Annotated in this window: 23 protein-coding genes; 14 read left to right on the top strand and 9 right to left on the bottom strand. The window is 62.7% G+C overall.

The window, feature by feature from the left end; genetic code table 11:
• Nucleotides 1-32: 32 nt before the first annotated feature.
• A complete protein-coding gene (locus V7M64_RS01260; RefSeq protein WP_333676461.1) occupies nucleotides 33-194 on the bottom strand; it encodes a hypothetical protein in 162 nt (53 codons plus the stop codon).
• A gap of 369 nt (nucleotides 195-563) precedes the next feature.
• Between V7M64_RS01260 and V7M64_RS01255 the strand changes: the two genes are divergently transcribed.
• Complete coding sequence (locus V7M64_RS01255; RefSeq protein WP_333676460.1) at nucleotides 564-1,268, top strand: DUF1161 domain-containing protein; 705 nt, start codon at nucleotides 564-566, stop codon at nucleotides 1,266-1,268.
• A 335-nt stretch (nucleotides 1,269-1,603) separates the two neighbouring features.
• On the opposite strand, the gene V7M64_RS01250 is transcribed toward V7M64_RS01255, so the two are convergent.
• The 3 genes from V7M64_RS01250 to V7M64_RS01240 form a co-directional block, all read right to left on the bottom strand.
• On the bottom strand, nucleotides 1,604-3,697 hold the full coding sequence (locus V7M64_RS01250; protein WP_333676458.1) for a sulfotransferase: 2,094 nt from the start codon (nucleotides 3,695-3,697) through the stop codon (nucleotides 1,604-1,606).
• Nucleotides 3,698-3,801: 104 nt separating this feature from the next.
• Nucleotides 3,802-4,713, bottom strand: coding sequence for a hypothetical protein (locus V7M64_RS01245; RefSeq protein ID WP_333676457.1), 912 nt, complete (start codon nucleotides 4,711-4,713; stop codon nucleotides 3,802-3,804).
• 403 nt (nucleotides 4,714-5,116) lie between these two features.
• Nucleotides 5,117-6,337 carry an SGNH/GDSL hydrolase family protein gene (locus tag V7M64_RS01240; RefSeq protein ID WP_333676456.1) on the bottom strand — a complete coding sequence of 407 codons (1,221 nt, stop codon included), beginning with the start codon at nucleotides 6,335-6,337 and terminating at the stop codon, nucleotides 5,117-5,119.
• A gap of 958 nt (nucleotides 6,338-7,295) precedes the next feature.
• Here V7M64_RS01240 and V7M64_RS01235 point away from each other — a divergent pair.
• Nucleotides 7,296-8,336 (top strand): AraC family transcriptional regulator, encoded by a 1,041-nt coding sequence (locus tag V7M64_RS01235; protein ID WP_333676455.1) that lies wholly within the window; start codon nucleotides 7,296-7,298, stop codon nucleotides 8,334-8,336.
• A 134-nt stretch (nucleotides 8,337-8,470) separates the two neighbouring features.
• Here V7M64_RS01235 and V7M64_RS01230 read toward each other — a convergent pair whose 3' ends face one another.
• Genes V7M64_RS01230 through V7M64_RS01215 form a run of 4 tightly spaced genes read right to left on the bottom strand, consistent with a single transcriptional unit; the run spans nucleotide 8,471 to nucleotide 10,553 of the window.
• On the bottom strand, nucleotides 8,471-9,001 hold the full coding sequence (locus V7M64_RS01230) for a GTPase (protein ID WP_333676454.1): 531 nt from the start codon (nucleotides 8,999-9,001) through the stop codon (nucleotides 8,471-8,473).
• Entirely contained in the window at nucleotides 8,994-9,926 is a 933-nt protein-coding gene (locus V7M64_RS01225) for a hypothetical protein (protein ID WP_333676453.1), read from the bottom strand. Before V7M64_RS01225 ends, V7M64_RS01230 begins: the two co-directional genes overlap by 8 nt.
• Nucleotides 9,927-9,941: 15 nt before the next feature.
• Nucleotides 9,942-10,079: a hypothetical protein gene (locus V7M64_RS01220; protein ID WP_333676452.1), complete on the bottom strand. Its 138-nt coding sequence runs from the start codon at nucleotides 10,077-10,079 to the stop codon at nucleotides 9,942-9,944.
• A 45-nt stretch (nucleotides 10,080-10,124) separates the two neighbouring features.
• The gene (locus tag V7M64_RS01215) at nucleotides 10,125-10,553 is read right to left on the bottom strand and encodes a roadblock/LC7 domain-containing protein (protein WP_333676450.1); all 429 of its coding nucleotides are present in this window, start codon (nucleotides 10,551-10,553) and stop codon (nucleotides 10,125-10,127) included.
• A 441-nt stretch (nucleotides 10,554-10,994) separates the two neighbouring features.
• On the opposite strand from V7M64_RS01215, the gene V7M64_RS01210 reads away from it, so the two are divergent.
• Both V7M64_RS01210 and V7M64_RS01205 read left to right on the top strand, forming a co-directional pair.
• A complete protein-coding gene (locus V7M64_RS01210; RefSeq protein ID WP_333676448.1) occupies nucleotides 10,995-11,414 on the top strand; it encodes a prepilin-type N-terminal cleavage/methylation domain-containing protein in 420 nt (139 codons plus the stop codon).
• A 245-nt stretch (nucleotides 11,415-11,659) separates the two neighbouring features.
• Entirely contained in the window at nucleotides 11,660-14,014 is a 2,355-nt protein-coding gene (locus V7M64_RS01205) for a winged helix-turn-helix domain-containing protein (RefSeq protein WP_333676447.1), read from the top strand.
• 317 nt (nucleotides 14,015-14,331) lie between these two features.
• Here the strand turns inward: V7M64_RS01205 and V7M64_RS01200 are convergent, their stop codons facing one another.
• The gene (locus V7M64_RS01200; RefSeq protein ID WP_333676446.1) at nucleotides 14,332-14,517 is read right to left on the bottom strand and encodes a hypothetical protein; all 186 of its coding nucleotides are present in this window, start codon (nucleotides 14,515-14,517) and stop codon (nucleotides 14,332-14,334) included.
• A gap of 189 nt (nucleotides 14,518-14,706) precedes the next feature.
• On the opposite strand from V7M64_RS01200, the gene V7M64_RS01195 reads away from it, so the two are divergent.
• From V7M64_RS01195 to purF, 10 genes are all read left to right on the top strand, one after another.
• A complete protein-coding gene (locus V7M64_RS01195; protein WP_333676445.1) occupies nucleotides 14,707-15,069 on the top strand; it encodes a hypothetical protein in 363 nt (120 codons plus the stop codon).
• Between the two features lie 53 nt (nucleotides 15,070-15,122).
• Nucleotides 15,123-15,335: a hypothetical protein gene (locus V7M64_RS01190; RefSeq protein WP_333676444.1), complete on the top strand. Its 213-nt coding sequence runs from the start codon at nucleotides 15,123-15,125 to the stop codon at nucleotides 15,333-15,335.
• 193 nt (nucleotides 15,336-15,528) lie between these two features.
• On the top strand, nucleotides 15,529-17,181 hold the full coding sequence (locus tag V7M64_RS01185) for a PQQ-dependent sugar dehydrogenase (RefSeq protein WP_333676442.1): 1,653 nt from the start codon (nucleotides 15,529-15,531) through the stop codon (nucleotides 17,179-17,181).
• Between the two features lie 139 nt (nucleotides 17,182-17,320).
• Nucleotides 17,321-18,721, top strand: a complete 1,401-nt coding sequence (locus V7M64_RS01180) for a nodulation protein NfeD (RefSeq protein WP_333676441.1) — start codon at nucleotides 17,321-17,323, stop codon at nucleotides 18,719-18,721.
• Nucleotides 18,718-19,467 carry a slipin family protein gene (locus V7M64_RS01175; RefSeq protein ID WP_333676440.1) on the top strand — a complete coding sequence of 250 codons (750 nt, stop codon included), beginning with the start codon at nucleotides 18,718-18,720 and terminating at the stop codon, nucleotides 19,465-19,467. The genes V7M64_RS01180 and V7M64_RS01175 overlap by 4 nt, the downstream gene beginning before the upstream one ends.
• 98 nt (nucleotides 19,468-19,565) lie before the next feature.
• Nucleotides 19,566-19,727, top strand: a complete 162-nt coding sequence (locus tag V7M64_RS01170; protein ID WP_333676439.1) for a hypothetical protein — start codon at nucleotides 19,566-19,568, stop codon at nucleotides 19,725-19,727.
• Nucleotides 19,728-19,804: 77 nt separating this feature from the next.
• Nucleotides 19,805-21,088 (top strand): bifunctional tetrahydrofolate synthase/dihydrofolate synthase, encoded by a 1,284-nt coding sequence (gene folC, locus V7M64_RS01165; protein ID WP_333676438.1) that lies wholly within the window; start codon nucleotides 19,805-19,807, stop codon nucleotides 21,086-21,088.
• A 219-nt stretch (nucleotides 21,089-21,307) separates the two neighbouring features.
• Nucleotides 21,308-22,267, top strand: a complete 960-nt coding sequence (locus V7M64_RS01160; protein WP_333676437.1) for an SPOR domain-containing protein — start codon at nucleotides 21,308-21,310, stop codon at nucleotides 22,265-22,267.
• Nucleotides 22,268-22,300: 33 nt separating this feature from the next.
• Nucleotides 22,301-22,903, top strand: coding sequence for a CvpA family protein (locus V7M64_RS01155; protein ID WP_333676436.1), 603 nt, complete (start codon nucleotides 22,301-22,303; stop codon nucleotides 22,901-22,903).
• Nucleotides 22,904-22,910: 7 nt separating this feature from the next.
• The coding region (gene purF / locus V7M64_RS01150; protein ID WP_333676435.1) for an amidophosphoribosyltransferase at nucleotides 22,911-23,934 on the top strand (1,024 nt) is incomplete at its 3' end.

Genomic DNA, 23,934 nt, shown 5'->3' with positions numbered 1-23,934 from the left:
TGCCATTGCACTCGCTCACCGGACAACCTCGGTCAGACCGTGATGTTGGTCTTGCTCTGGTTGTAGCTGAAGTTGCCGCTACCGCCGTCCATGCCAATGACCACCTTGCCGCCGGCTTGCCATTGCTTGCTAGCGTAGTCGTCGGTGTCCTGTTCGCTTTGGATCAGGAGATTGCCGCCGAGCAAATATTGCACGCGTTATCGCACAGAAAGACTTCCGCTTGGCCGGCACGCGACCGGTATGTACCAAGTTACTGATGTGAAGTAGAAGTGTTCGTTTTTTAAGTCGCGGCGCGCCGGACCTCACGGTCGGGCAGTGATGCGCATGCAGCGGCCAAGCGGAAGTGACGAGTATGTTGGAGGCTGGCCTATGAAAAAGACAATCATCAATGCCTGGAAGAAGCGTCAGCTTTTGCTGACGCGCGATACCACCTATTCGACTTGCGCTTGAAACGTCGCGCATTGTGACCAAGCCTATAAATTCCGGCGTGCCGATCACCAGCGTATACGTCAACGCGCCATATCCAAGCTGGTCAACCCGACACTGTTAGGCCTGTAATTTCCATGACCACCTTCCAGCACTGTTGGCGTGTCAGGCGGCGAGCGCAGCGCAGCATTACCCATGTTGCCGCTGATCATGTCAGCACCACCACCACGGATGCCGTCAATGGTTCGGAACTCTATGCCAGGAATCAGCAGGTCAACGCCAACACCAGCAGCATTGCCAACCTCACGGCGGCCGTCGACAACCTCACCCACGGCAAGGCGGCCCCGCTCGTTTCCGATAAGTCGGTGAATGCTACGCAGCCGGGTTCTTCCGGCGGTAGCGGTACAGACGGCCAGTCTGCCCCGCGCCATGTGGCACCCCCTTCGAACCCTCTGGACGCCATGCTGGGTGCATGGAATAGATCAGAGCATCCCTCTACACTCGCATGGTTCACCCCAACCAAGGAGGTTCCTATGAAAATCCGCTTCAGCTTGATGGCCCTTGCGCTGCTGTCCGCATCGTTCGTTGCGCATGCTTCATGCGATGACGTGAAATCCAGCATCGATGCGAAGATCAAGGCCAACAACGTGTCGAACTATTCGCTGGACGTGGTGGCGAAGGACCAGGCCGGCGACGGCAAGGTGGTAGGCCAGTGCGATGGTGGCGCCAAGGTGATCGTGTATACGCGCGGCGAAGGCAAGAACGCGGGTGGTGCCGATGCTGCTGCCAAGCCGCCTGCGGATAGCGCGGCGCCGGCAGCGGCGTCGTCGAGCGGTCAGTAAGGGTTTTGCTTGATGGTCGAAAAAGGGCGCCGGTGGCGCCCTTTTTTTGTGGGTGGCCTGTTTTGCGAAAAAGGTCATCATCGCCTCGCCGTCATTCCGGCGCGGCTGGAATCCAGTGCAAACATGGCGTGCGAAGCACACGACATAAAAAGGTTAGGAGTGCTTCGTGCTGTGTATTTGAACTGGATTGACCAGCTTCGCTGTTGTAAAGCGCCTCGGCCTTCGCCGGAATGACGATAAGGCTGCTTTGAGTGTTGCCGGCAATCACGTAGGCTGGATGACAATCCCAGCTTTCATGTGCATGGCGATGCTGGGATTTTCATCCCAGCCGACGATTATCGATAGTCCTGCACGATAGCCAGCAAAGGCTGCAAGTGCGTCTCGAAATGCCTCCACCGCGCCACCGATGAGCGATACACCGGCCGCCGCACCTGTGCTGCGCTGGCCGTCTTTACCACGCGTTTGTTCTCATGGAAATTCAAACAGCGCGCATCCCACGGCAGCCCCAGATAATCCAGCAACCGGCGCGCCTGGTTCTCGGTATCGGCCACCATGTCTTCATAACGCAGCTCAAGGATGGAGCCTGCCGGCAGCACGCGCTGCCAGTGTTTCATCAATTCGATATAGCGTACGTAATAGCGTCCCACTTCGCCCAGGTCGTAGGTGTAGTCGAGATTGTTCTTGTGGAACAGGGTGGCGTAGCAGGAGAAGCACGAATCCATCGGGTCGCGCATGGCGTGGATGATTTTCGCGTTGGGCAGCATCAAGCGAATCATGCCGATGTAGGCGAAGTTCGCCATCATCTTGTCGGTGATGCGGGTGGCGTGCGGAGCCAACCGCCACACGCGCTCGGTATACGCCTCGCCCAGTCGCAGCAGGTCCTTCGCGCTCAGGCCGGATGCGACCTCTGGAAAAGCTTCCCCCGGTTTGCCGGCCTCGCTAGCGATGGCGAACAGAATGTTTTCCAGATCGGACAATTCCCCGGCGCCGTGAATGTCTGGATGCGTCGACAGAATCTGCTCGATCAGCGAGGTGCCGGAGCGTGGCATGCCGACGATGAAGATCGGCGATTTGCTGCTCGAGGCCGAAATGGCCCGGCTGGCAAAAAAGCGCTCGTCGAACACGGCGCGCACATTGTCGATCAGCGCGATCTTGGCCGCTTCGTCCGGCGCCAGCTGCTTGTACTTGAGGCGATTGCCCTCGGCATAGGCATGGAAGGCTTCGTCGTAACGGCCGAGGTCTTCGCGCATCTTGCCCAGCGAGAACCAGTAGCGGATGCGCAGGTTTTCCGACAGGGTGGGGAGTTTGTGCGCGAGTTGCTCCAGCCGCTTCGGTTCGGTGTCTTCGGGCGTGAACGTGCGCAACGAGGCCAGGTTGCAATATGCCTCGACCGAGTCCGCGTCGATTTTCATGGCGTCTTCGAAATGTTTGCGCGCTTCATCCAGTCGCCCTTGCCGGCGAATGCTGCGCCCGAGGTTATTGCGGGCTTCCACGTAATCGGGTTTCAGTTCCAGCGCATGGCGGTAGTTCTGCTCGGCCTCCACGTAGCGTTCCTGCAGGTAAAACAATCCGCCGAGATCGAAATAAGCCCGCGCAAATCGGCCGTTGAGTGCTATCGAGCGCGCATAGCTGGCTTGCGCATCGGCGAACGCGCCAAGTTCACGCAGCGCGTTGCCGAGGTTGGCGTGCGCGTCGGCATCGTTGGGCAACAGTGCGATGACGCGTCGAAAGCTTTCCGCCGCATCCGCCATGCGGGTTTGCCCATACAGCACCACGCCCAGCGCGTTGTGCAGCGGTGCGCTGTTGGGGTGTGCCTCGAGCGCATTGCGCAGATGCGATTCGGCCTCGACGTAGCGATGCGCACTCATCAGGGTGAAGCCGAGGTTTGCGTGCGCTTCGCGGAAATCAGGTCGAAGCTTCAATGCATCGCCATATGCCTCGATCGCTTCCTCCAGGCGGTTCTGCACTGCCAGCGCGTTGCCGCATTTGAAATGCGCGTCGGCAAAATCCGGCTTGATGGTACGTGCACAGTGATAGCTTTCCGCGGCGGGGCCGGTTTGCTGCATCGCCATCAGGCTTTCGCCCAGCACGTAATGGCCGACCGCATCCCACGGCGACAGCGATACCGCCGTACGTTGTGCTTCCACGGCGTCGGCAAAACGGCCTTGACCATGCAATGCGGCACCCAGCGCCTGCCATACGCCAGCCTGCGATGTGCCGGCGTCGATCAGCTTGCGTGCCAGCGCCTCGGCTTGCAGGTGCTGGCGCTGCCTGATCAGGCCGCCCAGCCGCTGGATGTCGTGCTTTTCCGCAGCCTGGTTCGTGGTGGGGTTGGCGTTCTGCGGCATGGCTGTCACCGTCTTGGCAAAAGAGTGGCAAACAGGACGATCGAACAACAGGCACAAGGGCAACATATATGGCGACGGCATGGATATGACGCGTGTTTGCCGGCGCTTGCTTGCGCGTCGCTTACGTTAGCGCAAATGCATGCTGCGGATTTGAAACAGCGCACGTAATCGGCTTCCGCCCATCATCAGACATTCACGCCGCGCTTGGGTATAAAACCCGTGGCGATGCAGGCGGAGCTCGCCGAAGGCGAAATACAGCCTGGCGATTCGGTACCGTCGTCCAGGCGCAAGGCACCGCTTGCCCGCATCGCCCAGCAGAAGGCATTGGCAACCGCCACGGAGACGCCGCAATGTTCGGCGAGATCCGCCACGCGCCAGCTTTTGCGGTAAAGCGCGGACGACAGGCGCACGGCCTCGCGGTTGTCCGGAAAGCCGATGAAATCCGGCCACACGTCAAGCCGATAGGCGGTGTCGCCGATCCTCGACAAGCTGTCGCGATGGCGCAGGCAGGCGGCGATGAGGAAGCTGTCCAGCGTTTCGCACGCCAGGCCTTCGTATTGATGCGCGCACGGCGCGGTTACCGGCACGCTTGCCCATGCATCGTCCAGCAGGTGTTGCTTGGCGCTATCCAGTTCTTCCCTGGATCTGGCGTAAAGGCGCCGGTCGTTATCGCGCAGGATGACCGAAATCCTGCCGTTGCTGGCCAGTACTTCATGTCCGTTTCCACCTTGCAACAGGCAGATGCCAAGCAGGCCGTCGACGGCGGGACGGGTGCGGCGCGGTGCGGCCAGGAGCATGCTTTCCAGCGTCTTGGCGATGGCCGATGCGGTGGCGTGCTTGTCGATGCGCCTGCCTGCCGGCTGGTCGGCGGGCATTTCCTTGCCCAGGAATAGCACGCGCGTATCGCCGTGAATGGCCATTTCGTAGGCGACTTGTCCTTGCTCGCTATCCAGGTCGATAACCAGAATGTCGCACGGTTTTCCGTCCCACCTGTGCAGTTGTACCGGTGTGGACGAAGACATCAGGAGCTTGCAGGCAAGCCAGAAGCGCAGTTCGACGTCATAGGGGAGACCGGCGAGGCCGATATGGACTTTCATGATGATCCTCCCGATGCGACGTGTGCAGGTTTTCCCCTGAAAAACCGGCACGCCTGAACATTGGGGTTGCGATGAATGGATGCCCGGCAGTGCGCGGGCGACTGCAGCATGCGGGAGCATCATCGCGGTTGCGAAGCGGGACGGCTATCGCAACTTGGGTCGATTAACTGTCAGATAGGGTCAATGTTTTTTGGAGGATGATGCGACGTCCTGGCATGACAGGGATGCGGCCATGGCGAGCCCAGCATGCATGCGTGCCGTGAAGTGACGCGGTTGATGAGCCGATGTGTGCGGCTTACGTCACAGCTTCTTCGATTGGGTGATGCGGGGATTTCGTCCCGGCCCGAAGGCTACGGCTCAGATACCGTGGCCCCGGCGAAAGCCGGGCCACGGTTCCTTATGTTCAAGGCGTGCTGAACCACTTCAAGTCAATCGCCTGCGCCATCACTTTGTAACCCGCACTGCTCGGATGCAAATGATCGCCGCTGTCGTACGCAGGCAGCATGCTTTGCGGTGCGGACGGATCGCGAACGGCCTTGTCGAAATCCGCTACGCCATCGAACGCGCCGGAGTGGCGAATCCAGTCATTCACTTCCTCGCGCGTCTTTTCACCGGCAACGCTGTGGTAAGGCCAACCGTTGCCGCCGTAAGGCGTCAAGGTGGCGCCGTAGATCTTCACGTGCCTGGCATGCGCACGGGCGATCAAGGTTTTCATGCCATCGATGAGCTGCTGCGCGGAGACCTTGTCCTTGGCTTCCCACGCGTAGCCCGAGCCGCCGATGTCGTTGATGCCTTCCAGCAACACGATCCAGCGCACGCCCGGCTTGTCCAATGCATCGCGATCGAAGCGGGACAGGGCGCTGGGGCCGTAGCTGTCGTGCAGGATGCGGTTGCCGCCGATGCCCGCGTTCGACACGCCGATCGATGAAAGCTTCGCATCGCCCTGCAGTCGCTCCGCCAGGTAATCGGGCCAGCGCGTGTTGGCGTTTTCCGTCGAACCTACACCGTCGGTGATCGAGTCGCCGAAGGTGACGACGGTGGATTTGGCGGCGGGGCCAGAGACTTCCACGTCGGTGAGAAAGTAGCGCATGCCACTTACTTCACCCCGCGGGTAGTGCGTCGCAGCGGTGGCATCGCCGCTCTCGGTGATGTATGCCGTGGCGAGGCCTGCATTGTGGGCGGTCGATGCGTGATATTGCGCATCGGCCGGCGCGTAAAGGCTCACCGCCAATTCCTGCAGCGGCTTCACCTCCATCTTCACCGGATCGCTCAGCACGCTTTCGCCTTTGGCGATGGTCACCGTGGGCTTGCCGTTGAACAGCAAGGCGTGATCGCTGCCGGGCACGGTATCCGCACCGCTGGCGTGCAGCGCGATGTGGGCGGGGCCAAGCGTGATGGGCACATTGCCGAACAGGTTGGAAAGGCGGATGCGCACTTCCGTGCCCCCCACGCTGGTGCGCACGATCTGCCGCACGGTTTGCGCGTTCACGACGGGGCCGGCGGTATCCGGCGCGGCAGCCCAGGTATCCACCCAGGTGCGATGATCCGTGCCCGCGGCCATGGCGCCTGCCACGTATCCGCATACCGAACCGGTCAAAACCCATTTCAAAAGCCGATGATGCATGCCGTTCCTCCCATTGGTCTTTGGCAGCGGACGTATAGCAAAAGGCGCTTTATCTTAATTGTCGTTCGGTATTACAAAAGTGTCTGTTGCGGTGCGGAAGGCCTCATTGTCGCAAGGCTTCCCAAACTGGTTTGAGGTAGCGCGCGCGAAGAGGGCGACATGCCTTCAGCGAAACTCGCACTTCGCCGCATGCGTACGATCACCGCCGCCAAGCTTCTGCAAATGAGTCATGCCGCGCCCGGCTCTGCGCAAGGTTGTTATTCGAGGTCGGCCTGCCGAGACACGTGACAATCGCGATGCGTGCAATGTGGGGTTTCAATCCCAGCCTAGATGGTGGAGCGCTCCCTAAAGAAAACGCGGCCGGCAAAGTCAAACCGCACTCTGCCGGCCACGCCAGTCCAACCGGAGGCTCTGCGGGGGAGAAGCCACGTCAGTGCTCAGAGCCGGGAACTCGCCTGCGATCCCGCCGTGCAGTCCGCGAAACCCAAGGCGGAATGGATGCAGGGAGGTGATTGGGTTGAAGGAAAGTCTAGGGGGCGGCCTGGCGGAAGCGCAGGGTCCGGTGGGACACATTGCTGTGCTTATGGGCCATTGTTTAAGCGCGGGGGGCTGGGTGGGCCATATGTATGTAGGTCCGCTGCAATCGTCACAGGGCCAAGACTTGTCCAGACGGATCGCGCGCCCCTGACGCGTCCGGGCAAGCACATCACCACCATCACCAGGCATGACAGGCCACATTCCGCCTCGTTCCGGTCGCCATGGATACCCTGAAATCCAACGGCTTTGCCGCGCCTAACCTGTTGATCCAAAAGCTTGTCATCACAAACGAATAGTCCGCATAGGCAAACCGCATGCGTGACATGACACCCCTCCCGATGATTCCACCCCGCCGCCGAGGGCGACAGGCCGAAGCTGGGTCGGCCGGCCCCTGGCGATTGAACATAACGAGGGTTGGACGATGAACGAGTGGTACCGGGGCGACGTCTCGGCGGAGTATGCGATTGGGTTGCTTGAGTACCTGGAGCAGTTGGGTATCGGCGCGGACCAGGCCCTGGCCGAGACGGGCATCGGGTCGGCCCAACTGAAAGGCGATCTTCGTCTCACTACACAGCAAGACGCCGCCTTGAGCGAAAACGCCATGCGCTTGACCGGCAACAAAGGGCTCGGGTTCGAGCTCGGCCTGCGTTGCACTTTGACCTGGCACGGCATCCTGGGATTGGGGCTGATGAGCTGCAGCACCCTGCGCGATGCGTTGCGCCTGTGGACCGGCTACCTGGACGTGCGCACCACCGGTTTCTGCATCTACCTGCATGAACACGACGGGCTGGCCGAGCTGAATATCCAGGACCTGGCCCCCGGTGCCCTCATGCGCAGTTTCGGACTGGAGCGCGTGGCCACCATGACCGCGCGCCTCGCCGCGCAACTGACGCAGCAGGAGCTGCCCGAGGTGGAGATGTGGTTCAAGGACGAAGAGCCGTCCTACCTCGCCGCCTACGCTGAGCGCCTGCCGAAAGTGCGCTTCGCCACCGGCCTGTGCCAAGTGCGCATGCCCAGCGCCTACCTCGACCTGCCGCTGCCCACCGCGCACACGCTGGTGCTGAACCAGGTGAAGCAGCATTGCGAGCGCGAGCGCATTTCGCTCGGCCAGAACAACTGCCTGATCGCACGCATCAAGGGCCTGCTGCCGCTGGAAGACGGCACCTACCTCGGCATGGAAGAAGTGGCGCAAGCCTTGTGCATGTCCAGCCGCACGCTGAAGCGCAAGCTGCGCCACCTGGGCTTCAACTTCCGCCAGTTGGTGGACGAGGCGCGCAAGCAGGAAGTGCTGCGTGACGTGTTGAACACGACGATGACGATCGACGAGATCGCCAACCGCCGCGGCTATTCGGATGCCGCCAATTTGACGCGTGCGTTCCGGCGTTGGACGGGCGAGTCGCCGAGCCAGTACCGGGCGAAGTTGCCGTACAAGCTGGAGCGTGGGTTGGTGCAGGTGGCGTGATCGACAACGGCTCCCTCTCTTTGGGGGAAGGGTTGGAGTGAGGGGCGTAGGCTGGAATGAAAATTCCATTCGTACCGATGGCCATCATTCCTGCTTTCGCGGGAATGACGGCCAGAAGGGCTCGAATTGCCGATTCAAAGCACATACAGCAACGCCTTCACCAACTGCCTGACCTGCGCAGGATCGCGCGGATCGATACAAAAAATGGGTACGAACAGACTCATGCGACGCGCAAGCGCGTACATCGTTTCCATCGAAAAGCTGGGAGTGATGTCGCTCTTGCTGATGCCGATCACGAACCTGAGGTTGGGATCGATACGCGCCACTTGCTCCACTGCCGCGCGGCAATCCTGGGCCAGGGTTTGCGAGGAAGCATCAAGCAGCAGCACGGCGCCGAGTGCGCCGGGGCCGACGATCGGGCCCATGAAATCAAGGTATTGCTGACCCGGCAGGCCGTACACGTGCAAGGTCTCGTCGGGGTTGAGCTGGATGGTGCTGTAGTCGAGCGCAACCGTCGTACTGGTTTTTTCACCGGCCCTGGCCTCCATCCATGGCACTTCCGACGACACCGGAGGGGTATCGGAAATGGCGCGAATGGCCGTGGTCTTGCCGGAGCCGAGTGGGCCGACGAACAGGAGTTTGATGGTCTTTTCAGAATCAAGCATGCGAATAACCGAGCTTCAGCCCGAAGTGGCGTGCGACGCGTTGAAGGAGGGAAGAAGACAGGGTGGTTGGCGCCGGCTGGACCATGAAGGCCACCGCGCTCTCATCGGCGCAGGCGAGCGCACCGCTGGCCAGCGTCGCCCAGAGGAACGCATTGATGCAGCCCGTGGCGATGCCGGTGTGTTGCGCCAACGTGTCGGCCGACCACGCAGAACGTTGCAGCAGCGCGGAAAGGCGCAACGCTTCCTCGTTCTCCGTGACGCCGCCCAGGTCCGGCCAGCGCGTGAGTCGATACAGCTTGCCACCGAGCGAAGGCAGGCTGGCCTGATGCCGCATGCATGCCTTGATCAGGAAACTTTCCAGGCTGCGCGATACCAGCCACTCGTTGGCATACGGATCGTTCGCCGGGCGCGCCATGCACAGCCAGGTGTTTTCCAGCAAGCGCGCTTCCAGCGCCGGCAGATCGCTGACCGAGCGCGTAAGGATGCGGCCTGCCGCATGCCGCAGGATCATCCCGATGTTGCCGCGCTTGACCAACAGATCCTGATTGCAGCCGGACTCGCGAATGCAGATGCCGAGCAGGCCCTGCACATCATCGGAGCTCGGTTCCGATGCAGGCTGCAGTTTTTCCTGCAGCGCGCGTGCGATGGCCGCCGCCGGTGCATCGCGATCGAGCCGGGACGTATAGGGCGTTTCGTTGTCGCCGCTGCGCGGAAACACCATCAACGGCAGCTTGCGTCGCGTGGCCATTTCGTAAGCCAGGCGGCCATGGCCGCTATCGATATCGACAATCAGGAGGTCGCTTTCGTTGCCGCGCCAATCCTGGATTTCAATGTGGATCTGCGATGCGGCCAGCAGTCCGCACGCCAGCGACAGGCGCAATTCCAGCGCTTCGGAAAGACCTGCCGTGCCGAGCTTGATGTGCATGGGTTTGGTTTCCGCTCAGGAAAAGTCGAGCGTCTTCTCGAACGCGTTCAGCTGATGACGTGCCATCGCCAGGCCGATGCCGCTTTCGTCGACCAGGGCGCTGGCGACGTAGCCGTCGATGGTGCGCAACATTGCGGGGCTGAAATGAGTCATGTCGTTCGTTCCATCAATAGGACGGCGCAGAAGCGTGGCGCGTGCTTACGCCACGTTCTGCAAATGCAAGGAAATGCGCGTGGCCAGATCCAGCGCCACGCGGCGCGACAGGGCCAAAAGAATGTTGTGCCCCACGCCGATCGCCAGCGCGAGCGGATGACGCGGATCGGCGATGCGCACGATGATGCAGGTGTACTGTTCCATCGAGACCACGGTCGATTGGCAACTGCCGCCGGCAAGCTCGCGCGCCAGCGATTCGCACAAGCCAAGCAGCGCGCCGGTCATGGCGGCAATGCGGTTGCCATCGTGGATGATGGAAGAACGCATGCTGATGAGGCGTGCATCGGCTGTGGCGACCACAGCCAGGCTGATTTCGGGATATTGCTGGCAAAGCTCGGCCAATTCGCGGTCGCAGATTGCGCGGAGCTCCGCCAGCCTGCGAAAGGCGGCATGGGCTGCAAGGGGTTCGTGCATGTGTTCCAACCAGGCGGCATGACTGTCCAAAGTCGTGACGAACGCAGTGCGATGTCCATGTCGCTTGAGCGCGCTCGCGATATGGCGCGCATGATCGCCTTACGCGCGAGTGACGGCCATCGCCTTTGCGGCTCGATTAACTGTCACTTGGGGTCATCGGCATTTGCCGCGGAAATAACGGGAAAAATAATGTGTCGTGTGTCCCACTGTGACAGAGATTGGGCTGCGTAATGCCATGGCTTGCTGGGTCATGCCGGCCTACGATTTTCACCAGCCGATCGCGCCAATGCATGCCATTCGCTATGGAAAAAAAACAGCGCAGCAAGGACTCATGCACGTCAGGTTTGCATCGCCGGTTCCCGGGGCGCTGCCGCCGGGAACCGGGTTGCGCGGGCCGCACGGCGATGCTCATGTAACGCACGCAAAGCAAGGGAAATCCTCATGACCACTAGACGCTTGCCGCGCGGCTTTACCTTGACCGAGTTGATGGTGGTGATGGTGATCATCGCCATCCTGGCTTCGATCGCGGTGAGTGCCTACGGCACATACATCACTCGCGCGAAAGTGCAGGCGGCCAAGGCCGATCTCACCGCGCTGGCGCTCAATCTCGAAAACGAGTTGCAGCGCAATCTGGTGTACGGCACCCACAGCAACATCACGACCCGGGCCATTGAAGCTGCGTACAAGGGATGGGTGCCCTCGCAGGCAAACTATTTCACCTACATACTCAATTCTTCCGCCACGACGTATACGCTGACGGCGCAAGGCCTCGGTGGTTCGCTTGCGACCTGTGAGCTGAAGCTGGACAGCACGGCAACGGGATCCCTGTCCGGCAACTGCGCTTCCATAACCGCCTGGTGAGCCATGACGACATGCAACAGGGGCGTTACGCGTGGCTCACATTGATCGAATGATGTCGACCGTCGCGGGCGGCCTTTTTTCTCCCATCGGCATTTCGCGGGCACGCGAATGGGCGCTATCGGGCGAATGACTTCGGTCCGCCGTCTCGTACTGCCTTACCTGCCACAGCCAGCGCTTGTCACCAGGCATGTATCATTTCCCCAAATGGGGTCGGTGCAGACAGGCGTATGGCGGAAAAGGGGGCTATGGTTTTTTGCTTCGGCGAATTCCAACTCAATCCGTTGGCGCGCGAGCTGAGCCGTAACGGTGAGCCGGTCGAACTGGCCGCAAGTGCTTTCGACTGCCTGGTCTATCTGGTCGAGCATCGCGAGCGCCCGGTCGGCAAGGATGAATTGATCTCCGCGGTATGGGGCCGCGCCGACGTCAGCGACAACCTGCTTGCGCAAACCATCGTGCGTTTGCGGCGCGCGCTCGGCGATGCCGAACAGCGCTGCATCAGGACGGTGGCGCGCGTGGGCTATCGCTGGATGCTCCAGACCCAGGTACTGCAGCTATCGGCCGAACCTGCCCAAGAGGCGGTGCTTGACGACGCGACGCCTGCCAAACCCGACACTCCCCAGCCACTACCGCCGCCGGCACTACGTCGCTCGCTGCGTGCCGCGTTGGCGCTCACGCTGCTGCTGGGCTTGGCATATGGCGGCTGGCAGTTGCTCAGCGGCCGGGCGGCCAAGGCCAGTTTTCAATTCAATCTCAGCGCGGCGGTAGTGCTGCCGGTCGACGTGCAGGCGCCGGATGACTGGCGATGGCTGCACCTGGGGATGATGGACATGCTCGCCAATCGCCTGCGCGATGCGCGGGTGCCGACCGAAAGCAGCCAGGAAGTGCTGGAGCTGCTCAAGGAGAACGGCGGTGTCTCGGGCGCGAAGCTTTCCGCTTTTGCGCTGGTGATCCAGCCGCGCGCGCAGTTGTCGGCCGATGGCTGGCACATCCACTTGCATGCCAAAGCCAAAGACGGCCGCAGCTGGACCGCCGAATCCAGCGCGAGCGACGTGTTGGCGGCAACACGCGCAGCCAGCGATCAACTGCTGGCGCAACTGGGTTATGGCGGCGGCCTTTCCGCGCCTGCGCCTGGCGATGCGCTGGAGGAATTCATGCAGCGGGTCGATGCCACGCGGCTGGCCGGCCAGCCGCAACTGGCCAAACAGCTGCTCGAAAACGCGCCGCCGGCGTTGCGCGAAAAGCCCGATCTCGCCTACGCCTTGGCATCGATCGATTGCGACGAAGGACACAACGATACCTGCGAGCAACGGCTTGAGGCCTTGCTCAAACGCCTGCCCGACGGCCAGCACCCCATATTGCGCGGGCAGATCCTTACGGTGCTTGGCCAGCTCTATCTGGATCAACGCCGCACTGCGGAGAGCGAAGCGGCGCTGGAACAGGCCGTGCGCATTCTTGAAGGCGTACGTCGTACCCACGGGCCGAAGGACTTCGAGGCGTTGGCAACTGCGTATCTGGTGCGCTCCTATGTCCACACGCAGTTGTGGCGATTGGAAGAGGCCACCGCAGATCTGGGCCGCGCACGCGTCAACTACAACCTGGCGGGCGATCTCGTCGGCGTAGCCAAGGCGGATCAGGCGATGGGCGGCCTTGCCTTGCGCCGCGCGCAGCCGGATGCCGCCGTGACCTTGCTGCAACATGCATACGATCAGTTCGTCGGCATGGGCATGCGCTCGATGTTGCCATCCATCCTGGATGCGCTGGCTTATGCGCAGCAGATGTTGCTGAAGTTTCCGGATGAATTGGCTACCACCGACCGTTTCTGGCCGTTGCAAGAAAAAGCCAAGGATTTCGGTTTCATCAGCGACGACATGCGTCACGAGTTGGCCATGGTGCGGGCCGCCGCGCTGGCTGACAACGGGCGCACCGGCGAAGCATCGGCGCTGTTCCAGGAGGTACTGCACGAGGCCGATGCGGCCAAGGAGCCGGGGCTGCGTGCCGAAGTCAACAAATGCCTGGCGCGCCTGGCGCTGGATCGCGGCGACAACGAGCGCGCAGATGCGCTTGCCGCCGATGCGCTGACGCCGGCGTTGCAGGAAGACGATCAGCGCGATTACGCCGAAGCGTGGCTGTTGCGCATTTCAGCGCTGCAGCGTGTGGGCAGGAGCGACCAGGCCAAGCATGAGATTGCCGCCATGCTGGCGTGGGAAACGCAGCTGCCGGTGAAGAACGATTGGACGCATGTCTACGTGTTGCGCGCCCAGGCGGCGCAAGCGTGGATCGATGGCGCGCACGACCAGGCCCTTGCGCAGTTCAAGCAGGCGATGGAACTGGCGGACAAGCTCGGCGTGCCGGAAGTGATCGTCAGCGCCGGCAAATCCTATGCGCTGGCGCTGCTGGCCGCGGGGCAGGTGGACCAGGCGGTGGCGATCAGCGGGCGGCTGTCTTCCTGGAGCCGTACCGATTGGCGCGCGGCGTGGGTGGAGGCGCGCGTCTATCAGGCGCTGGGGCAGGATGATTCCTGGCAGAAGTCGCACGATGTCGCGCAGCGATTGGCCGGCGATCGGCCCATGCCGACGGCATCGGCCGCGTTTGAATTCTGAGCCCGGAATCCAACGCTACCGATTCGTCGCCAGTGGGCATTCGCCGGGATGACGAACGATCAAGCATTGCCGTAAATGCGGGCGATATTTCCCGCGCAGCCGTGCGCTTGCGCGGGAAAGGCGGCCGTTGGGGGTTACGCAGATTGCAGGCAAAAAAAGAGGCGCGGCAGTGAGAAGCGGAATATCACTGCCAACGCCATCAGTCTGGGAAGACTGTTAAGGGTGGATGTCCGATGAATATAGAGCGGCTACCCCGGCGCCAGGGATTTCCCGACAGGCCAAAAGCATGTCATATCAGGCCGATATTTTTTTCGGGATCAGGGCGCAGGCACGTGCTGTTCTTCCAGCATGGTGATGCTGCGCAGGCTGCTCGCGGCTTCCAGCGCAACGCGCCGTGGCCAGCTGTCTTCGATATGTTCGGCGACCAGGCATGGATCGCCGGCGCAGCATTGGGGACAGGAAAGGTTGTGCAGCATCAGCTCTTCGACTATCGAGAGGGTCATGGCCGTTTCCCCTGGTGTGGCGTGCGAAGCCTCGCGGTTGCGCGAGGTCCTGAATGCATATCGGCGACACGGGGGCGCGGCTTGAATACCGGGTCACATATTGATGCTCGGCATTCGGCCGCAAATACGCACAGGCACGACCTATGCATGATGCCTCGCATCCAAACGTCGATGCGCAGGTGAACGCCCATGACAACGAAGCGCCTGGAAGTACTGGCCCGTGAAGGCTGTTCCTTCATGCTGTGGCTGGCCGCGGTGATGCTGAACATGGCGTCGGTGTTATGGCTGGGTTTTCAGGGCTTGCAGTGGCTGCACGACGGGCACTGGACCCGCCAGCCGCCAGTGATGGCATGGATTCACGGCGTTTGCCCCGGCGCCTGCGAGTTCGCGACCAATCCGCATTCCTGGTATGGCGTCGCCAAGCTGGTTCGGTTCCTCTCCGATGTGCCTTCCGGTCTTGCACTGGCGTTGATCGGCATCGCGCTCGGCGTACTCAGCGTGTCAGTTTCTGACCGCCGGCCGATGGCGCCCAGCGTCACCCTGGCGCGCTGACCGCCGCCGCGTTCGTTACACTTGCCACCTGACGCACAACCGGCAAGGCACGCATGAGTTCCGACCAGCAGTTCGGCGAATACCGCGGCATCAAGTTCATGCACGAAAACCACGGCGGCACGCGCGGCGGCATGATTTATTTCCCGGAAGATCCGCAGCACCATAGCGCCGGCGATGGCGCGCAATGGGAAGCACAAGCGCGCAACCTGATCGATCACTATTTCCGTGAAATCGACGTGGAACCGGACGACGATTCGGAAGCGTAGTCCCATGGCCGGCTTCGTTGATGCCGTGCGCAACATGCATGACTGATGGCACGGTCATGGGATTTGGCAGGTTTCCCGTAGCATCGTGCACCTCTCTGCGACGACAATGGTCCGACAATTGACGCGGCTTGCGCCCGTTCGATAGGGGAGCACGCAAGCCAAACTTGGTTCTTGCGATCAGAGGCAGCAGCTCATGGCGAAGCATTCTTGGGTGTCGTCGGCAGCATTCCGCGCAGTACCGTTGGCTCTTGCTGGTTGCCTCGCCACGGCGACGACGCATGCCGCCGAGAATTTCCACGACGCACCGGCCGCTGCCTCGTCCGTAGCCAATCCGTATCACGGCCAGGCCGCTGCCGCGCATGCTGGCGGGCAGTTGTACGGCAACTATTGCGCCAGCTGCCATGGCGGCACGGGGCAGGGCAGCGGCAATATCCCCGCGTTGCGGCAAGGGCCTGCGCAACAGGCGACGGAAGGCGCGTTGTTCTGGTTCATCACCAAGGGTTCGCCGGCTAACGGCATGCCTGCGTGGTCCAGCTTGTCCGAGCAGCAGCGCTGGCAGATCGTGACGTACGTGAAAACGCTGCCGACCGTGACCACCGCGGCGGTGGAGCCGGCGGCGGTGCAATCGCCGATCAATACGCCACCTCCCACGCCGCCGTTTACCGACTTCCGTTACGAAGCTCCCGGCCACTCACGCAAGATCACCGTGAACGACCTGCCAGCGCCGTATGCCACCCATTCCGCCGGCAACGGACCGGAAGTGGTGGCGCGTCCCGACGGCGTGCTGCCGAAGGCGCCGGCCGGTTTCAAAGTGAATCTGTTTGCCGAAGGCCTGCACACGCCGCGCGTGATTCGCCAGGCGCCGAACGGCGACATGTTCCTGGCCGAAAGCGGCAACGGGCAGATCCGCATCTATCGCGGCATCACCGCGGATGGAAAGCCGGCGCAAACGGCGGTGTTCGCTACCGGCCTGAAAAAGCCATACGGCATTGCGTTTTATCCGGTAGGGCCGAACCCGCAGTGGATATACGTCGGCAACACCGATGCGGTGATTCGTTTTCCGTACCGCAACGGCGATTTGAAGGCACGCGGACCTGCCGAGCACATCGCCGACCTGCCGAGCGGCGGCCATTGGACGCGCGACATCGCTTTTTCGCTCGACAACAAGACGATGTTCGTAGCGGTGGGGTCGGCATCGAACATTGATGATCCCGACACCACGCCGGCGGAGCACGAGCGCGCGAATATCCTTGCGTTCAATCCAGATGGATCCAACAAGCGCGTCTATGCCTCGGGCATCCGCAATCCGTCCGGCATCGCGATCGACCCGAAGAACGGGCAACTGTGGACCACCGTCAACGAACGCGACGGCCTGGGCGACAACCTGGTGCCGGACTACATCACCTCCGTGCGCGAAGGCGGTTTCTACGGTTGGCCGTGGTGGTACATGGGCGGCCATCAGGACCCGCGCCACGAAGGCAAGCACCCGGAATTGAAAGACAAGGTGATCACACCCGACGTGCTGCTGCAGCCGCATAACGCGTCGCTGCAGATCACGTTCTACGAAGCGAACCATTTTCCCGCCGAATACCGGGGCGATGTGTTTGCCGCCGAGCACGGTTCGTGGAACAAGGCCACGCGCGTGGGTTATGAAGTGATCCGCATTCCGCGCCATCACACCGGCAAGGCGAGTGGCGAGTACGAGGATTTCCTCACCGGTTTCGTGTTGCCGGATGGGCGCGTGTGGGGACGTCCGGTGAGTCTTGCGACGGCGCCGGATGGTTCGTTGCTGGTGACGGATGACGGGTCGGATTCGATCTGGCGGGTGGATTACGTGGGCAAGTGATCGCTTGCTCCCCTCTCCCATTGGGAGAGGGGCTATGCATCGCGTCGCACGCATCACCAAACGTATCAGCGTAATATCCTTTCCGAAGCCGCCACGCACGACGGCGACGCGTTGAACATGCCGGCCGAGGGCCCATGCCATGTCACGGAAAGGCTGGATCGTGTGGGGAGCCATTCTTGGCGCCGCGTTGGCGCTGGCATGGACGCGCACGGCCAAGGAAGCGCCCGGCGCTGACGGTTTCGTCGCACGCATCGAATTGAACGGCCCGATCGGCCCGGCCGCAGCCGAATACGTCGGCAACACCATCCAGCGCGCCATCCACGACGGCGCCAAAGCGATCGTGCTGCAGATGGATACGCCGGGCGGCTTGCTGGAATCCATGCACGACATCATCAACAGCATTCTGGCGGCGAAGATTCCGGTACTAGGCTACGTGGCGCCCAGCGGTGCGCGTGCCGCCTCGGCCGGTACCTACATTCTGTATGCCTGCCCCATCGCGGCGATGGCACCCGCCACGCATCTTGGCGCCGCTACGCCGGTGGATTTGGGTGGCGGCTCGCCGATGCCGCCGCCGCTCAACAACACACCGTCGTCGAGCAAGTCGAGCGACAAGGCCGGCAACCACGCGGACGACGCCGAAAGCCACAAGGTTCTCAACGACGCGATCGCCGATATCCGCGCACTCGCGCAGATGCACGGGCGCAACGCCGTGTGGGCGGAGCAGGCCGTGCGCGGCGCCGCCACGCTCACCGCCAATGAAGCGGTTGCGCAACATGTGGCCGATTTCATCGCGCCCGATACCGAGGCGCTGCTCGCGCAGGCCGACGGCCGCACAGTGCGAGTGGATGGGGGCACCGTCACGCTCGCTTTGCGCGGCCTGCCGGTGCGCGACTACTTGCCCAATTGGCGCGCGCGTTTTCTCGGCATCATCACGCATCCCACCATTGCCTACATCTTGCTGCTGGCCGGCATCTATGGATTGATTCTGGAAGCGTTCCATCCCGGTTCGTTCTATCCGGGGGTGACCGGCGGCATCTGCTTGCTGATTGGCCTGTACGCGTTGCAACTGCTGCCGGTGAACTATGCGGGATTGGCGCTGATGGCACTCGGCGTCGCGTTGCTGCTGGCGGAAGTGTTCCTGCCCACGGCGGGCGTGCTGGGCATCGGTGGCGTGATCGCATTCGTGCTCGGCTCGATCATGTTGTTTCGCTCCGGTGTACCGGGTTACGCGGTGAACTTGGGCGTGATCGCCGGTATTGCCTGTTGCGCCATGGTGATCCTGGCCATGCTGCTGCGCCTGGTGATGCGCGCACGCCGCGCACGCGCCTTCAACGGCGAGGAACAGATGCTGCAGAACACAGGCGAATTGCTGCAGGCCGTCGCCGCAGGCGGCGAAAGCTGGGCGCGCATCGGCGGCGAGCGTTGGCGCGTGCATAGCGATGTACCGCTTCCCGCCGGCGCGCGGGTACGGGTGATCGGTCGTCAGGGCTTGCTGCTGCAAGTGGCTGCATCGGGATTGGGCAAAGGAGAATCTTCATGATCGGTTTTGTGGGCGTCATCGTGATTTTCGTGATTGCGCTGCTATCGTCGTCGATCAAGGTATTGCCGGAATACCAGCGCGGCGTGGTGCTGACGCTGGGCCGTTACACCGGTACCAAGGGGCCGGGCCTGGTAGTGCTGGTCCCGCTGGTGCAACGGATGATGCGCGTGGACCTGCGCGTGACGGTAATGGACGTGCCGCCGCAGGATGTGATTTCCCGCGACAACGTTTCCGTGCGCGTGAACGCGGTGGTCTACTTCCGCGTGGTGGAGCCGGACAAGTCGGTGCTGCAAGTGGAGAGCTTCTACCAGGCCACCAGCCAGCTCTCGCAGACGCGCCTGCGTTCGGTGCTGGGCCAGCACGATCTGGATGACATCCTTTCGCAGCGCGATTCGATCAACCACAGCCTGCAGCAGATTCTCGACGAGGCGACCGATCCGTGGGGCATCAAGATCACCAACGTCGAGATCAAGGACGTGGACATCAACGACACCATGGTGCGTGCCATCGCGCGCCAGGCCGAGGCCGAGCGCGAACGCCGCGCCAAGGTGATCCACGCCGAGGGCGAATTGCAGGCTGCCGAAAAGCTGCGCGATGCCGCGGCCATGCTGGCGCAGCAGCCACAGGCTTTGCAGCTGCGCTATCTGCAGACGCTGGCGAACATGTCCAGCAGCGGGCAGTCCAGCACCATCGTGTTTCCGCTGCCGCTGGATCTGTTGAAGCCGTTGCTGGACAAGGGCACATGACGGTTGTCAGATGCGACAAATGACGCCTGCGCCTGCCGCCACCATGGGCTTGGGCAGATGATTCCTCCCGCACCAAACGGGGTGCGGGAGGACACGTCATGAACACCATCAACGACACACGCAGCACACTCGACAAATATATGCCCTGGTTGTTGGCCCTGTTGGCGGCGTTCCTCGCCGGCAAGGCGCTGAAGCGCATGTTCTGGACCGCGTTCGCCATGTACTGGGTGTTCCACGCAAGCGGCATGCACCTTTTCTGACACGCGGCGGCTGCAACAAAGGATTGTGCAAGGGCTTCGCTGCGTTTATGTTCGCGGGCTTGGAACAGGAGCCGCGCGTGAAGCCCAGCACGAGACCCACCACTCTGGCCGAATGGCTGGATTACCAGCAACACGTCCATGCATTGGGCATAGACATGGGGTTGGATCGGGTGCGCGCCGTGTGGCAACGCATGGGCGCGCCGGCGATAGCGCAGCGGGTGATCACCGTCGGTGGCACCAACGGCAAAGGCTCCACGGCGGCATTTCTGGAAGCCATGCTCGCCGCAGCGGGCCAGCGCGTGGGCTGCTACACCTCGCCGCACCTGTTGCGCTACAACGAGCGAATTCGCATCGCCGGCATCGATGCCAACGACGCGATGCTGATCGAGAGCTTCGAGCGCATCGAGCTGGCGCGCGGCGACATCACCCTTACGTATTTCGAATTCGGCACGCTGGCCGCGCTCGATCTTTTCGCACGCGCCGACCTGGACGTGGCCGTGCTGGAAGTGGGATTGGGCGGCCGGCTGGATGCCGTCAACATCATCGATGCGAATGCGGTGATCATCACCACGGTGGATCTGGATCACGTCGAATGGCTGGGACCGGACCGCGACAGCATCGGGCGCGAAAAGGCTGGCATCGCACGCCGCGACCGTCCCGCCATCGTCGGCGAAACCGAACCGCCGCGGGGCTTGCTGGAGGCATTGGCCAAGCAGGGCGCGCATATCGAGCGGGCAGGGCACGACTTTTATGTGGAGCGCGAGGCGAGCCGCTGGCGCTGGCACCATCGCGACGGCACCGTGCTGAAGCTGCCGGCACCGGAATTGGCCGCGCCCGTGCAATACGCGAACGCCGCGGCGGCCATCGCTGCCCTGCATGCCGTGCAAGCGGTCAATCCGGTGGAACTGGAACGCATCGCGGCACTTGGCATGCACTTTCCGCGTGCGCCGGCGCGCTTGCAGTCACTAGGTGGCGATCCAGCGCTGATCGTCGACGTTGGCCACAATCCGCAGGCGGCACGTGCATTGGCCGCCTGGTTGGATGCGCAGCGCGGCGGCCGCGTGCATGCCGTCTATGGCGCGCTGGCGGATAAGGATGTCGGCGGTGTGATGACGGCGTTGGGCTCGCGCATTGCGCACTGGCATCTGGCAAGCCTGGACGAAGACACGCCGCGCGGACTTTCCGCGTCGGTGCTGGCCGGCGTGCTGCGCCAAGTGTTGCCGCGCGCGAATTTCGCCATGCATAACAATGTGCATCAGGCGCTCGCCGCTGCGCGTGCCGCTGCACGGCGCGGGGAGCGCATTCTTGCGTTCGGTTCGTTCTTCGTGGCGTCGGCGGTGCTGGCCGAAGCCGGCAACTGACGCGTCGCTGCGCCGCTAAACATTGAATCGTCACCCCGGCGAAAGCCGGGGCCCAGCGACTTTTAGCTTCTCAAAGATACTGAGCCCGGCTTGCCGGGGTGACGATGTTCAAGCAAGGTCGTTGGCATGCGCACCGATCGCCATCCGTTTGTCATGTAACCGAGCACGGGCAGGTATAATCCGCCGCGTCACGCACAAGCTGGTTGTCTGGAGTCCGTCTTGAACACACGCCTGTTGGGAGCTGCCGTACTCGTTGCGCTGGCCATCCTGTTCGTGCCGATGATGTTTTCGAGCAAGCCGCCCTCGACCGCCAGCACCGACCAATCGGTCAGCCTGGCCATTCCCCCCGCGCCCGATCGCGACCTGCAGACCAAGACGATGAGCCTGTCCGGCCCGGCTTCCGCAGGCAGCAGCATGCCGGCGCCGGCCAGCACGGCGGCGAACGTGGAAGGCATGACGCCGGTGAACACGACCGCCGCCAACGCGGCACCGCCAGCGCCGCAGCCGCAAGCCGCGCCGCAACCGTCGCAACCGTCGCAACCGGTGATTCCGGCGATACCACCGAAGACCGCTGCTGCGCCGAGTCGCCCGGCCGCGCCGGCTCCCGCGCCTGCTACCCCTGTCATTCCCGATACCCCGCCGGCCACCGCGGCGCGCGGCATTTATGCCGTCAACCTCAGCGCCTACAGCAGCAGCGAAGCGGCCAACCGGCTGACGCAGAAGGTGCGCGCCATGGGTTACCCGGTTCGCAACCAACCCATCCAGCGCGCCGGCAAGACGCTGACCCTGGTCAGCGCCGGCCCGTTCGAGACCCGTGCCCAGGCCGAGGCCGCCCGCCTCAAGATCACCCAGGCCATTCCCAGCGTGCCGGCCCGCCTGGAAAGCGGCGCCACCACTCCGCAGGGCGATGTGCCGGCACCACCGGCCGGTGCGCCGGTGCGTGCCGGCGCCTGGGCAGTACAGGTAGCGGCCATGGGCAGCCAGGCCGATGCGCTGGCCCTGCGCGACAAGTTGCGCGCCAACGGTTTCGACGGTTTCGTCGACAGCGTGAACGCCGGTGGCCGCCAGCTGTGGCGCGTGCGCGCCGGTCCGCAGACCCAGCGTAGCGACGCGGTGGCCCTGCGCGACCAGATCAAGGCCAAGCTGGGCCTCGACGGCAACGTGGTCAGCGCCAACTAAACTCACGCCCTCCGACCGGTAGCGATTTATTACATGAACGCGGTTGACCTCATCATCATCGCGGTATTGGTGCTGTCGGTCCTTGTAGGCTTGTGGCGCGGCCTCATATCCGAGGTGCTGGCGCTGGCGACGTGGATCGCGGCGTTCTGGGTGGCATGGACGTACGGCCCGGCGGTATCGGCGCACTTCGAGCACTCGGTCCAGACGCCGATTTTGCGTGTACTTATTGGTTACGGGTTGTGTTTCGTCGCCGTGCTGATTCTTGGCGCCCTGGTGCGGTTTGCCATACGCGCGCTGGTGGACAGCACGGGTTTGGGCGGCACGGATCGCCTGCTTGGAATGGTTTTTGGCTTTGCGCGCGGCGTGCTGCTGGTGACGCTGATCGTGTTCCTGGTCAACCAGACCGGTTTCGCGCGCGAGCCGATGTGGCAGCAATCGACCCTGCTGCCGCAGTTCAACAGCCTGGCGACGTGGCTGGAAAGCGACATGCCGCCGAACGTACGCCAGCACTTGCGTCCGGAAAATTTCCCGGCGCACCTGCCCAATGTGTTGCCGAAGGGATTCCCGGCGCACAGCTCCACTTCACCGGCTGCCGCTTCGAGCGCGGCCGGCACCACGCATCACACTAACGGGTAGCAACACCATGTGCGGACTCATCGGCATCGTCGGTACCACTGAAGTGGCATCGGCGCTTTATGACGGCCTTACCGTCCTGCAACATCGCGGACAGGATGCGGCCGGTATCGCCACCGTGGACGGTGCGCGCCTCAGGTTGCACAAGGACAACGGCTTGGTGCGCGACGTCTTCAACCAGTCCGCCATGAACCGGCTGCGCGGCCGCGTGGGCATCGGGCATTGCCGTTATCCCACGGCGGGTTCCGAGGGCGCCACCGAGGCGCAGCCGCTGTACGTGAATTCGCCCTACGGCATTGCCATCGTGCACAACGGCAACCTGGTGAACACCGAAACGCTGCGGCGCGAGATGTTCGAGGACGACCGCCGCCACATCAATACCGATTCCGATTCCGAAGTGCTGCTCAACGTGTTGGCGCACGAGCTGCAGATCCAGGATCGGATGGCATTGACGCCGGATCACATTTTCAAAGCGGTAGCCGGCGTGCACGCGCGTGCGCGCGGCGGCTATGCCTGTCTGGCGTTGTTGCTGGGCTACGGCTTGCTGGCATTCCGCGATCCGAACGGCATCCGCCCGCTGGTGCTGGGCGAACGCATCACCTCGGAAGGCCGCGAATACGCGCTCGCTTCCGAATCGGTGGCGCTGGACATTCTCGGCTTCAAGCGCCTGCGCGACGTGGCGCCGGGCGAAGCGGTGTTCGTCACCAACGACGGCCAGCTGCACACCCGCCTGTGCGCCGAAGGCGCGGTGCACGCGCCGTGCATTTTCGAATACGTGTACCTGGCACGTCCCGATTCGATGATCGAGAACGTGTCCGTGTACAAGGCGCGCCTGCGCATGGGCCAGAAGCTGGCGGAGAAAATCCTGCGCGAGCGGCCCGACCATGGCATCGATGCAGTGATCCCGATTCCTGACACCGCACGCACGGCAGCCAGTTCGCTCGCCGAAATGCTCGGCGTGCCGTTCCGCGAAGGCTTCGTCAAGAACCGCTACATCGGCCGCACCTTCATCATGCCGGGGCAGGGCGAGCGCG

The organism is Dyella sp. (assembly GCF_036746095.1).
Classification (GTDB): Bacteria; Pseudomonadota; Gammaproteobacteria; order Xanthomonadales; family Rhodanobacteraceae; genus Dyella_B.
The sequence above is the reverse complement of the archived record's forward strand: the minus strand, read 5'-3'. Positions and strand labels throughout refer to the sequence as shown.